Here is a 12,316-nt window from a genome sequence, read left to right as displayed (position 1 = left end):
GCCGTGACCAGTCACTCCATATCTCCTGCCCCCACGCGGCGCACGGTCGTCAAGGCCGCCGCCGTCACCGCCGTCACCGCGCCCGCTCTGCTCGGCGCGGCCTCGCCGGCCCTCGCGGACGCACCGGCGCCCGCCTTCCTGCACGGGGTCGCCTCGGGCGACCCGCTCCCCGACGGCGTCCTGCTCTGGACGCGCGTCACCCCCTCCCCCGAGGCCGTGCCCGGCTCCGGGCTCGGCGCGGACCTCCGCGTCGACTGGGAGGTGGCCGAGGACCGCGCCTTCACCCGGATCGCCGCCTCGGGTTCGGCCTCCACCGGCGCCGCCGCCGACCACACGGTCAAGGCCGACGTCCGCGGACTGCGCCCGGCCACCACCTACTTCTTCCGCTTCACCGCGGGCGCCGGCGTCTCCGCCACCGGCCGGACCCGCACCGCCCCGGCCACCGACGCCGCCACGCCGGGCGTCCGCTTCGGCGTGGTGTCCTGCGCCAACTACGAGGCCGGCCACTTCTCCGCCTACCGCCATCTCGCGGGCCGGGCCGACCTGGACGCCATCCTGCACCTGGGCGACTACATCTACGAGTACGCGAGCGGGGTCTACCCGAAGGCGGAGGACACCGTCCGGGCGCACGAGCCGCGCCACGAGATCGTCTCGCTGGCCGACTACCGCACCCGCCACGGCCGGTACAAGACGGACCCGGACCTCCAGGCGCTGCACGCGGCCCACCCCGTGGTGGCCATCTGGGACGACCACGAGTTCGCCAACGACGCCTGGACCGGCGGGGCCGAGAACCACACGCCCGGCGCCGAGGGCGAGTGGGCCGCCCGGGTCGCCGCCGCCAAGCGGGCCTACTTCGAGTGGATGCCGGTCCGCGCCTCCACCGAGGGCACGGTCTTCCGCCGGATCCGCTTCGGCAGGCTGGCCGATCTGCACCTCCTGGACCTGCGGTCGTTCCGCTCCGCCCAGGCCAAGACCGGCTCCGGCTCGGTCGACGACCCCGACCGTACGCTCACCGGCCGGGCGCAGCTCGACTGGCTGAAGTCCGGTCTGGCCGGTTCGGACGCCGCCTGGCAGCTGGTCGGCACCTCGGTGATGATCTCGCCGGTCGCCTTCGGCTCGCTCCCCGCGCACCTGCTGAAGCCGCTCGCGGAGCTGCTCGGGCTGCCGGCCGAGGGGATCGCGGTCAACGTCGACCAGTGGGACGGCTACACCGACGACCGCAAGGAACTGCTCGGTCACCTGAGCTCCCGGGCGATCAGGAACACCGTCTTCCTGACCGGCGACATCCACATGGCGTGGGCCAACGACGTGCCGGCCAAGGCCGCCACGTACCCCTTCTCCGCCTCGGTGGCCACCGAGTTCGTGGTGACGTCGGTGACCTCGGACAATCTGGACGACCTGCTGAACGTGGCCCCGGGCACGCTCTCGGTGGTGGCCTCGGGCGCGGTGAAGGCGGCCAACCGCCACGTGAAGTGGGTGGACATGGACCACCACGGCTACGGCGTCCTCGACGTGACCGCCGAGCGCTCGCAGATGGACTACTACACGGTCTCCGACAAGCGCGATCCGGCCGCGACGGCCTCGTGGACCCGCTCCTACCGGACGCTCAGCGGTACGCAGCGTGTCGAGCGGGTGTACCAGCCGGTCGGCTGACCGTCGATTTTCAGCCATGATCCTCCGTGTTAACGGAAGATCACATGACTGAGGGCGGGTGGTGGCTCCGGAGGCTCGAATCCGGACACACCACCCGCCACCGGTGCGCCATTCGTTACGTCGACGTCTCAAACTCCGGAAGCCACCGAAGAATTTCTTCCCGATGACCCGAATTGCCGTACGGATGATTGGGCCTGATCACTGCTCAACGAGACCTGACATGGACGCGTAATCTCCCCGCCGTGGCGAGGAAGTGCCTCTCCACACACCCCCCGCGAGGAGTCACCTGTGCGTGCTCTTGTCCGTATATCGCCGCGTACCTCACGTCGTGTACTCGGCACCGCCGTCCTGGCCGGAACCCTGGCCCTGGCGCCCTTCTCCGCCCCCGTCGTCGCCCAGGCGTCCCCCACCCTGGCCGGCGCCTCCGCCGAGGAGTGCGCCGACGACACGGCCGCCCTCTCCGGAGCCCGCAAGGAGCGCGGCGCCGAGAGCCACGCCCACGAGCCCAACGAGGTCACCGCCGCCAAGGCCAAGGCCATGGACGACGACCTGCGCAAGAAGCTGGCCGCCGCCCGGTCGAACGGCCGGGTGAGCGCCCAGGCCGACGCCGCCGCCGTGGTGACCATCCCGGTCTACTTCCACGTCGTCCACAGCGGTACGGCGGGCAAGCTGAGCGCCACCTCCATCAACAACCAGATGAACGTGCTCAACTCGGCCTTCGGCGGCCAGGGCACCGGCAACGTGGACACCAACTTCCGGTTCTCGCTGGCCGGCACCGACTACACGGACAAGGCGAGCTGGTACAACCTGGCCTCCGGCTCCACCGCCGAGAAGCAGATGAAGCAGACGCTCCGCAAGGGCGGCTCAAACGCGCTGAACATCTACACCGCCAACCTCAGCGGCGGCCTGCTCGGCTGGGCGACCTTCCCGTCCTCGTACGCCTCCAACCCGTCGATGGACGGCGTCGTCCTCCTCGACGGCTCGCTCCCGGGCGGCAACGCGACCAACTACAACCAGGGCGACACCGGCACGCACGAGGTCGGCCACTGGATGGGCCTCTACCACACCTTCCAGGGCGGCTGTAACGGCAGCGGCGACTACGTCGGCGACACCCCGGCCGAGAAGTCCCCGGCCTACGAGTGCCCGACCGGCCGCGACTCCTGCGCCAACAAGTCCGGCGCGGACCCGATCCACAACTTCATGGACTACACGTACGACTCCTGCATGTACCAGTTCACGTCGGGCCAGGTGACCCGGATGAACGACCACTGGACCGCGTACCGCGGCTGACGGCCCGTCCGCGCACGACGAACGGCCGCCGGGGGAACCCCTCCCCCGGGGGCCGTCCCCGTCTTAGCGCTCCTCGTCCAGTCCGTCGAGGAAGTCGAGGGCGATCGCCCAGGTCCGCTCCGCCGCCTCGGCGTCCCAGTCCGGCAGGTCCGGGTCCGTGTACACGTGTCCCGCGCCCCGGTAGCGGTAGACCTCCACGTCCGCGCCCGCCTTCCGCATCTGGAGGTACCAGGCGGAGAGCCAGTCGTCCGTCTCGAACGGGTCGGGCTCGGCCACGTGCAGCTGGACCGGGAGCTCGTCCACCGAGGCGTCCGGCGCGAGGTCCGAGGTGCCGTGGAGCAGCAGCAGCCCGCGGGCCTTGTCGTCGCCGAGCGCCAGGGTCTGCGCGACCGAGGCGCCGAAGGAGAAGCCCGCGTAGACGAGGCCGCGGTCCGAGTAGGGGGCGGCGGCGAGCACCGCGCGCTTCAGCAGCTCGTCGGAGCCGATCGCGTCCTTCTTCGCCATGCCCTCCTCGACCGATTCGGTCGTCCAGCCGTCGAAGAGGTCCGGCACCCAGACCTGGTGGCCGGCGGCCCGCAGCCGTTCGGCGGCGGCCTCGACGGCCGGGCGCACCCCGTGCACCGAGTGGAAGAGCATGATGTCCATGCCCGCCATCCTGCCACCCGCCGGCGGCGGTTCCCCGGAAGCGGCAGGTCAGCGCAGCGACCGGACGTCCAGCTGCCGCAGCACCCGGTCGACCACCTCGGGGTCCGCGCCGGGCTCGCTGCGCGCGGAGAGGACGGCGTGCCGGGCGGCCGACATCATCTCCCGCTGGATCGACTGCATCTTCCTCATCCGCTCGGCCCGCTCCGTGAAGGCGGCCCGCCGCTCCTCGTCCACCATGTCCGGGCTGATCCGCCCCCCGATGTCGTAGGCCCCGCGCTGGAGCCGCTCGGCGAGCTCCTCGGGCAGTTCCTCGAAGTCCTCGATCTCCTTCAGGCGCCGCTTCGCCGCCTTGGCGGCGCGGATGGCCAGCTCGCGCTCGAAGGCGCGCTCGGCCTCCGCGTCGGCCTTCACCCCGAGCTTGCGGACCAGCCAGGGCAGGGTCAGCCCCTGGGCGACGAGCGTGGCCATGATCACGCAGAAGGCGATGAAGATCAGCTCGTCGCGGCCGGGGAAGGGAGAGCCGTCCTCGGTGGTCCGCGGGATGGCGAGGGCCAGCGCCACGGACGCCACCCCGCGCATCCCGGACCACCACATGACGACGGTCTCGCGCCAGCTCATCGGGATCTCCTCGGCCACGTCCCTGCGGTCGTGCAGCCGCTTCGCCAGCCAGGTGGCGGGGAGCAGCCAGAGCAGCCGGACCCCGACGACCACGCCGACGATCACGGCGCCCCAGCCGAGCATCTCGCCGGTCCGGCCCTCCGCGACCCCGAAGACATGGATCAGTTCGAGGCCGATGAGGCCGAAGGCGATGCCGGTGACGAGGGTGTCGACGACTTCCCAGAAGGTCTGCCCGGCGAGCCGCCCCATCACGTCGTCGGCGTCGACCGCGTACTCGGCGAGGAAGAGCGCGGTGACGAGGACCGCGAGCACGCCGGAGCCGTGCAGCTCCTCGGCGAGGACGTAGGAGACGAAGGGGACGAGGAGGGTGAGCCCGGTCTGGAGGGTGGCGTCGCCGAGGAAGCCCATCAGCTTGTTGGTGACCCAGCCGAGCGCGAGGCCGACGGCGACCGCGACGACCGCCGAGAGGACCAGCTCCCCCAGCGCCTCCGGCCAGGAGAACTCGCCGCTCACCACGGCCGCGATGGCCACGTGGTAGAGCACGATCGCGGTCACGTCGTTGAAAAGACCCTCGCCCTCCAGGATCGACACCAGCCGCCGGGGCAGCCCGAGCGAGCCGGCCACGGCGGTCGCCGCGACCGGGTCGGGCGGCGCGACCAGGGCGCCGAGCGCGAGCGCGGCGGCCAGCGGGATGGCGGGCACCAGCACGTTCGCGACCGCGCCGACGGCGGCCGTGGTGACGAAGACCAGGGCGACCGCGAGCAGGAAGATCGGCCGCCGGTTCGCCGCGAACTGCCGCCAGGAGGTGCGCTGCACGGAGGCGTAGAGCAACGGCGGCAGCACCAGCGGCAGGATGAACTCGGGCGGGATGTCGACGTTCGGCACGAAGGGCAGGAAGGCCAGCACGATCCCGAGGAGCGTCATCAGGACGGGCGCGGGCAGCCCCAGCCGCTCCCCCAGGGGGACGGTGAGCACGGCGCCGAGGAGCAGCAGGAACAGGAGGGCCAATTGATCCACGGCCCCACCCTGTCACGTACGTCCGTTTTGGCGGCGTTTACCCCCCTGGTGGGAAGCGGACGCGTGCCGTCAGAGCGCGCGTCGCATCGCCCGGTGCGGGATGCCCGCGTCCGGGAACTCCCCGCCGTACGCCACGTAGCCCAGCCGCTCGTAGAAGCCGAGGGCCTGGGTCTGGGCGTGCAGGTCGACCGCGGTCAGACCGCGCTCACGGGCCGCGTCCTCGATGGCCCTGACCAGCGCCGCGCCGACCCCGAGGCCGCGCGCGGCCCCGGTGACCGCGAGCCGGCCGAGCGAGCCCACGGAGGCGTCCGCGCCGGTCTTGCCGGCCGCGTCGGCCCCGTGCAGCAGCCGGCCCGTGCCCAGCGGCACCCCGTCCGCGCGGACCGCGAGGACGTGCACGGCGGTGGAGTCGTACGTGTCGTACTCGAGCTCCCGCGGCACGCCCTGCTCCTCGACGAAGACCTCGCGGCGGACCGCGAAGCACGCCTCCAGGTCGCCCTCGCCCACGGCCTCGCGGACCGCGTACGCCTCGCGGACCGCGTACGCCTCGCTCACCGGCTCTCCGCCTCGATGCGGTCCAGGGCGATGCGCAGGTCGTCCGGGTAGGTGGACGCGAACTCGACCCACTGCCCGTCGCCGGGGTGCTCGAAGCCCAGCCGGACCGCGTGCAGCCACTGGCGGGTCAGCCCGAGGCGCTTGGCCATGGTCGGGTCGGCGCCGTAGGTGAGGTCGCCGACGCAGGGGTGGCGGTGGGCGGACATGTGCACCCGGATCTGGTGGGTGCGGCCGGTCTCCAGCTTGATGTCGAGCAGCGAGGCCGCCCGGTACGCCTCGATCAGGTCGTAGTGGGTGACGGACGGCTTGCCGTCGGCGGTCACGGCCCACTTGTAGTCGTGGTTCGGGTGCCGGCCGATCGGCGCGTCGATGGTGCCGCTCAGCGGGTCCGGATGGCCCTGGACCAGCGCGTGGTAGCGCTTGTCGACCGTGCGCTCCTTGAACTGGCGCTTGAGCGAGGTGTACGCGTACTCGGACTTGGCGACCACCATCAGGCCGGAGGTGCCGACGTCGAGCCGGTGGACGATGCCCTGGCGCTCGGCGGCGCCGGAGGTGGAGATCCGGTAGCCGGCGGCGGCCAGACCGCCGATCACGGTGGTGCCGGTCCAGCCGGGGCTCGGGTGGGCCGCGACCCCGACCGGCTTGGTGATCACCACGATGTCGTCGTCGTCGTGGACGATCTCCATGCCCTCCACGGGCTCGGCGACGATCTGCACGGGCGCGGGGGCGCCCGGCATCTCGACCTCCAGCCACGCGCCGCCGCTCACCCGCTCGGACTTGCCGACGACGGCGCCGTCGACCTGGACCTTCCCCGCGGCGGCGAGCTCGGCCGCCTTCGTACGGGAAAACCCGAACATACGGGCGATGGCGGCGTCGACGCGCTCGCCCTCCAGGCCATCGGGAACGGGCAGGGTGCGGATCTCGGGACTCGTGCTCACCCGTCGAGTATGCCTTGTGCCGGGAGTGCTCGGTCCTGCCCGCTCAGTCCTTGTGGACGGTGCCGTCCGGGTCCAGGCCCCGGAAGGACAGGATGACGATCAGGATGCCGCCGCAGACGATCGCCGAGTCGGCGAGGTTGAAGACGGCGAAGTGCGCCGGGGCGATGAAGTCCACGACCGCGCCCTCGAAGACGCCCGGCGAGCGGAACAGGCGGTCGGTGAGGTTGCCGAGCGCGCCGCCGAGCAGCAGGCCGAGCGCGATCGCCCAGGGCAGGCTGTAGAGCTTGCGGGCCAGCCGGATGATCACCACGATGACGGCCGCCGCGATCACGGTGAAGACGATCGTGAACGCCTCGCCCATGCCGAAGGCCGCGCCCGGGTTGCGGATCGCCTCGAAGCGGAGCAGGTCCCCGATGACCTTGATGGGCTCGCGGCCCTCCAGCTTCTCCACCACGACGATCTTGCTGCCGAGGTCGAGCAGGTACGCGAGGACCGCCACGACGAAGAGCGCGACGACCCGCCGCTTGCCCCTGGGCGCCTCCTCGGGCCGCCGCTCCTGGCCGGCCGAATCCTCGGCCCCTGCTGAATCCGGCGTACCGATGACGCTCTCCGCCTCTGCCACGTGAGTGAGTCCCTCGTACCTCGTTGCCTGACCGTGCCCCGAGGGTACGGCACAGACGTACGAGACCGGCAGCCCGTACCACCGGTCCCGCACGCCGGGACGGTCCCGCCGCGGGTCTAGCCGCGCCGCTCCTGCTTCTGCTTGTCCTCCACGCACAGGGTGGCGCGGGGGAACGCCTGCATGCGGGCCTTCCCGATGGGCTTTCCGCAGACCTCGCAGAGACCGTACGTGCCGGCGTCGAGCCGCTCCAGGGCGTGCTCGCTCTGCTCCAGCATCTCCCGCGCGTTCGCCGCCAGGGCCAGCTCGTGCTCGCGGGTGATGTTCTTGGTGCCGGTGTCGGCCTCGTCGTGGCCCGCCCCGTCCCCGGAGTCCCGCATGAGGCCGGTCAGCTCCTCCTGGGAGTGGACCAGCTCGCTGCGGAGCCGCAGCACCTCGGCCTGGAGCTCGCTGCGGGCCTCCGCGACCTCCTCCGGCGTCCACGGGTCCTCGCCGGGCCGTACCGCGAGCTCGCCGGTACGCGCCGGGGGCACGGCCGCCTCGTCGTCGGCGGTCGTGACGCCACCCGCGGTCTTCTTCGCTGCCACCGTCCTGGCTCCTGTCTGCTTCTTCGCGGCGGCCTTCCGGCCGCCGGTCTTCTTCACGGATCTGTTCCCACCCGGCTCACCGGCACCGGCCTCGGCCACCTCTCCGGCCTCGGCTCCGGCGTCCGGCTCGGCCCGGGCGGCGGTCTTCCCCACGGCGCGGTTCACCGAACCGCCCCCCGCCGACCCCTCCCCGACGGCCTTCTCCGCGGCCGTCTTCCCGGCCGTGGCCTTCTTGGCGGAGGCTTTCTTGGCCGGAGCTTTCTTGGCTGCGGCTTTCTTGGCCGGAGCTTTCTTGGCCGCGGCTTTCTTGGCGGGGCCTTTCTTGGATGCGGCCTTCTCGGCGGGGGCCTTCTCGGCGGATTCCTTCCCGGCGGGGGCCGCCGTTCCCGCCGCGCCCGTGTCCCCGGCGGACTCCTCCGGTACCGCGTCCGCGACCTTCCGCGCCGTCTTCTTCGCCACCGCCTTCTTCGCCACCGCCTTCTTCGCGGCGGCCTTCTTCGCCGGGGCCTTCCTGGCGGCGGACGTCGCGGTGCCCGGCCCGGCGGCCGGCCGGGACGCCGGGTGCTCCCCGGGCGCGCCCCCGGGGGGCGCGGGATCGCCCGGGGAACCGGCGGGTCCGGGGTCCCCGGCGCCGGCCGGGGACTGCTTCGCGGCGGTCTTCTTCGCCACCATGTCGCGGCCCCTTCACATTTTGTGATCTTGCTCGCGCATCGTGCTGGGACGATAAATCGGCCCAAGGCGCGCGGCAACGGGGCACGCCGCCCATTCCGCCCGCCCCGCGGCCCTCGGCGCGGACCCGTGAGGAGTGGTGCCCAACTCCCCGCCGGGTTATCCACCCGCCCGCTCCCCCACATGGCCCCCACCGACCCCGGACCACCCCATGTGCCCATTCGGGTCACCCGCAATCCGGTCGGCCCGGCACCCCCGCGCCCCGTACACTGGCCTCAGCGAGAGGCGTCGATGGGGACCAGTAGCGTCGTACGCAGCCATGAGCGACCCGGGGACGGTGAGAGCCCGGGGGCGAGCCCGATGCGAAGCATCACCCCGGAGCTGCCGGAAGAAAGCCGCGTGGACACGCACCACGAAGCGCGGTGACTAGACCCGGTGTCGCGACCCCAATGAGGGGGCTACGGACGGCCACGCCCGGAGCCAAGGAGGGTGGTACCGCGGGAGCACGGCTCTCGTCCCTCCGACGGAAGCAGGAAATGTCCGTCCGGAGGAGAGTCCGCCGCATGACCACGCCGCAGTACCGCCAGGTGCCCGCCCAGGTCGACCTGTCCGCGCTCGAGCACGCCGTGCTCGACTTCTGGCAGGAGAACAAGGTCTTCGCCAAGACCCTGGAGCAGTCCGAGGGCCGCCCCGAGTGGGTCTTCTACGAGGGCCCGCCCACCGCCAACGGCATGCCGGGCGCCCACCACATCGAGGCCCGCGTCTTCAAGGACGTCTTCCCCCGCTTCCGCACCATGCGCGGCTACCACGTGGCCCGCAAGGCCGGCTGGGACTGCCACGGCCTCCCCGTCGAGCTCGCCGTCGAGAAGGAACTCGGCTTCTCCGGCAAGAAGGACATCGAGGAGTACGGCATCGCGGAGTTCAACGCGAAGTGCCGCGAGTCGGTGACCCGCCACACCGACGCCTTCGCCGAGCTCACGACCCGCATGGGCTACTGGGTCGACCTCGACGACGCCTACCGGACCATGGACCCCTCGTACATCGAGTCGGTCTGGTGGTCGCTCAAGCAGATCTTCGACAAGGACCTGCTCGTCCAGGACCACCGCGTCGCCCCCTGGTGCCCCCGCTGCGGCACCGGCCTCTCCGACCACGAGCTGGCCCAGGGGTACGAGACCGTCGTCGACCCCTCCGTCTTCGTCCGCTTCCCGCTGACCTCCGGCCCGCTCGCCGGCAAGGCCGCCCTCCTGGTCTGGACGACGACCCCGTGGACCCTCGTGTCCAACACGGCCGTCGCCGCCCACCCCGAGGTCACCTACGTCGTCGCCACCGACGGCGACGAGCGCCTGGTCGTCGCCGAGCCGCTGCTCGACAAGGCCCTCGGCGAGGGCTGGGTCACCACCGGCGAGTCCTTCACCGGCAAGGAGATGGAGCGCTGGACCTACCAGCGCCCCTTCGAGCTGGTCCCCTTCGACGCCCCGGCCCACTACGTCGTCAACGCCGAGTACGTCACCACCGAGGACGGCACCGGTCTCGTCCACCAGTCCCCCGCCTTCGGCGAGGACGACCTCAAGGTCTGCAAGGCGTACGGCCTGCCGGTCGTCAACCCGGTCCGCCCCGACGGCACCTTCGAGGAGGAGGTGCCCCTGGTCGGCGGCGTCTTCTTCAAGAAGGCCGACGAGGCGCTCACCGCCGACCTCGACGCGCGCGGCCTGCTCTACCGGCACATCCCGTACGAGCACAGCTACCCGCACTGCTGGCGCTGCCACACGGCCCTGCTCTACTACGCGCAGCCGTCCTGGTACATCCGCACCACCGCCGTCAAGGACCGCCTGCTCCAGGAGAACGAGAACACCAACTGGTTTCCCGACTCCGTCAAGCACGGCCGCTTCGGCGACTGGCTGAACAACAACATCGACTGGGCGCTCTCCCGCAACCGCTACTGGGGCACCCCGCTGCCGATCTGGCGCTGCGAGGACGACCACCTGACGTGCGTCGGCTCGCGCGCCGAGCTGACCGAGCTGACCGGCACCGACCAGTCGGGCCTCGACCCGCACCGCCCGTACATCGACGACGTCACCTTCCCGTGCCCCAGCTGCGCGAAGACCGCCACGCGCGTCCCCGAGGTCATCGACGCCTGGTACGACTCGGGCTCCATGCCGTTCGCGCAGTACGGCTACCCGTACCAGAACAAGGAGCTGTTCGAGAGCCGCTACCCGGCCCAGTTCATCTCCGAGGCCATCGACCAGACCCGCGGCTGGTTCTACACGCTGATGGCCGTCGGCACGCTCGTCTTCGACAAGTCCTCGTACGAGAACGTGGTCTGCCTCGGCCACATCCTCGCCGAGGACGGCCGCAAGATGTCCAAGCACCTCGGCAACATCCTCCAGCCGATCCCGCTGATGGACCAGCACGGCGCCGACGCCGTCCGCTGGTTCATGGCGGCCGGCGGCTCCCCCTGGGCGGCCCGCCGCGTCGGCCACGGCACCATCCAGGAGGTCGTCCGCAAGACCCTCCTCACGTACTGGAACACGGTCGCCTTCCAGGCCCTGTACGCCCGTACGTCCGGCTGGGCGCCGTCCGCCGCCGACCCGGCCCCGGCCGACCGCTCCGTCCTCGACCGGTGGCTGCTCTCCGAGCTCAACACGCTCGTCGCCGAGGCCACCGAGGCGATGGAGGCGTACGACACCCAGCGCACCGGCAAGCTCCTCTCCGCCTTCGTCGACGACCTCTCCAACTGGTACGTGCGCCGCTCCCGCCGCCGCTTCTGGCAGGGCGACAAGGCGGCCCTGCGGACCCTGCACGAGGTCGTCGAGACGGTCACCCGGCTGATGGCCCCGCTGACCCCGTTCATCACCGAGCGGGTCTGGCAGGACCTGGTCGTCCCGGTCACCCCGGACGCCCCCGAGTCCGTCCACCTCGCCACCTGGCCGGAGGCCGACGCGGCGCTGATCGACGGCACCCTCTCCGAGCAGATGGCGCTCGTCCGCCGCCTGGTCGAGCTGGGCCGCGCGACCCGCGCCGAGTCCGGGGTGAAGACCCGCCAGCCGCTCTCCCGCGCGCTGGTGGCGGCGACCGGCTTCGCCGCCCTGTCGCCCGAACTCCAGGCCCAGATCACCGAGGAGCTGAACGTCACCTCCCTCGCCTCCCTCTCCGAGGTCGGCGGCTCGCTGGTCGACACCACCGCCAAGGCCAACTTCCGGGCGCTCGGCAAGCGCTTCGGCAAGGGCGTCCAGGACGTCGCCAAGGCCGTGGCCGCGACCGACGCGGCAGCACTGGCGCTGGCGCTGCGGGACGGCGAGGCGAGCCTGGAGGTGAACGGCGAGACGATCACCGTCACCCCCGAGGAGATCATCATCACGGAGACCCCGCGCGAGGGCTGGTCGGTCGCCTCCGACGCCGGCGCGACGGTCGCGCTGGACCTGGAGATCACCCCGGAGCTCCGCAAGGCCGGCCTCGCCCGGGACGCGATCCGCCTCATCCAGGAGGCCCGCAAGAACAGCGGCCTCGACGTCGCCGACCGCATCGCGCTGCGCTGGGTCTCGACGTCCCCGGAGACGGCGGAGGCGCTCCAGGTCCACGCGGGCCTGATCGCGGACGAGGTCCTGGCGAGCGACTACGCGGAGGGCGCTCCCTCCGAGGGCTACGGCCCCGCCTTCACGGACGAGCCCCTCGCCCTCACCTTCCACCTCCGCAAGTCCTGACCCCACGGCACGCGGAAGGGCCCC

At 71.9% G+C, this 12,316-nt stretch carries 9 protein-coding genes; 3 read left to right on the top strand and 6 right to left on the bottom strand.

Annotated elements, in window-relative coordinates; translation table 11 throughout:
• Positions 1-3 precede the first annotated feature (3 nt).
• Both ACIGHB_RS15125 and ACIGHB_RS15120 read left to right on the top strand, forming a co-directional pair.
• The gene (locus ACIGHB_RS15125) at positions 4-1,653 is read left to right on the top strand and encodes an alkaline phosphatase D family protein (RefSeq protein ID WP_399913198.1); all 1,650 of its coding nucleotides are present in this window, start codon (positions 4-6) and stop codon (positions 1,651-1,653) included.
• Between the two features lie 288 nt (positions 1,654-1,941).
• A complete protein-coding gene (locus ACIGHB_RS15120) occupies positions 1,942-2,943 on the top strand; it encodes a zinc metalloprotease (RefSeq protein ID WP_360318812.1) in 1,002 nt (333 codons plus the stop codon).
• A gap of 63 nt (positions 2,944-3,006) precedes the next feature.
• Here ACIGHB_RS15120 and ACIGHB_RS15115 read toward each other — a convergent pair whose 3' ends face one another.
• From ACIGHB_RS15115 to ACIGHB_RS15090, 6 genes are all read right to left on the bottom strand, one after another.
• On the bottom strand, positions 3,007-3,588 hold the full coding sequence (locus ACIGHB_RS15115) for a dienelactone hydrolase family protein (RefSeq protein WP_399913195.1): 582 nt from the start codon (positions 3,586-3,588) through the stop codon (positions 3,007-3,009).
• Between the two features lie 48 nt (positions 3,589-3,636).
• Entirely contained in the window at positions 3,637-5,223 is a 1,587-nt protein-coding gene (locus ACIGHB_RS15110; protein ID WP_360318806.1) for a Na+/H+ antiporter, read from the bottom strand.
• 69 nt (positions 5,224-5,292) lie between these two features.
• Positions 5,293-5,778 (bottom strand): GNAT family N-acetyltransferase, encoded by a 486-nt coding sequence (locus ACIGHB_RS15105; RefSeq protein WP_399913192.1) that lies wholly within the window; start codon positions 5,776-5,778, stop codon positions 5,293-5,295.
• Positions 5,775-6,716, bottom strand: coding sequence for an RluA family pseudouridine synthase (locus ACIGHB_RS15100; protein WP_360318800.1), 942 nt, complete (start codon positions 6,714-6,716; stop codon positions 5,775-5,777). Before ACIGHB_RS15100 ends, ACIGHB_RS15105 begins: the two co-directional genes overlap by 4 nt.
• A 43-nt stretch (positions 6,717-6,759) precedes the next feature.
• Entirely contained in the window at positions 6,760-7,338 is a 579-nt protein-coding gene (gene lspA / locus ACIGHB_RS15095; RefSeq protein WP_360318797.1) for a signal peptidase II, read from the bottom strand.
• 116 nt (positions 7,339-7,454) lie between these two features.
• Entirely contained in the window at positions 7,455-8,594 is a 1,140-nt protein-coding gene (locus ACIGHB_RS15090; RefSeq protein ID WP_399913188.1) for a TraR/DksA C4-type zinc finger protein, read from the bottom strand.
• 560 nt (positions 8,595-9,154) lie between these two features.
• On the opposite strand from ACIGHB_RS15090, the gene ileS reads away from it, so the two are divergent.
• Positions 9,155-12,292 carry an isoleucine--tRNA ligase gene (gene ileS, locus ACIGHB_RS15085; RefSeq protein ID WP_399913185.1) on the top strand — a complete coding sequence of 1,046 codons (3,138 nt, stop codon included), beginning with the start codon at positions 9,155-9,157 and terminating at the stop codon, positions 12,290-12,292.
• Positions 12,293-12,316: the final 24 nt, after the last annotated feature.

The sequence above is a fragment of the Streptomyces sp. NPDC085460 genome, from assembly GCF_044541975.1.
In the GTDB taxonomy this organism is placed as follows: Bacteria; Actinomycetota; Actinomycetes; order Streptomycetales; family Streptomycetaceae; genus Streptomyces.
Note: the sequence above shows the minus strand (reverse complement) of the source record. Positions and strands in the feature narration are given on the sequence as shown.

Coding starts and splice junctions, on each gene's coding strand:
- ACIGHB_RS15115 (WP_399913195.1), bottom strand. CDS start 3,588: ATGGACATCATGCTCTTCCACTCGGTGCACGGGGTGCGCCCGGCCGTC.
- ileS (WP_399913185.1), top strand. CDS start 9,155: ATGACCACGCCGCAGTACCGCCAGGTGCCCGCCCAGGTCGACCTGTCC.
- ACIGHB_RS15090 (WP_399913188.1), bottom strand. CDS start 8,594: ATGGTGGCGAAGAAGACCGCCGCGAAGCAGTCCCCGGCCGGCGCCGGG.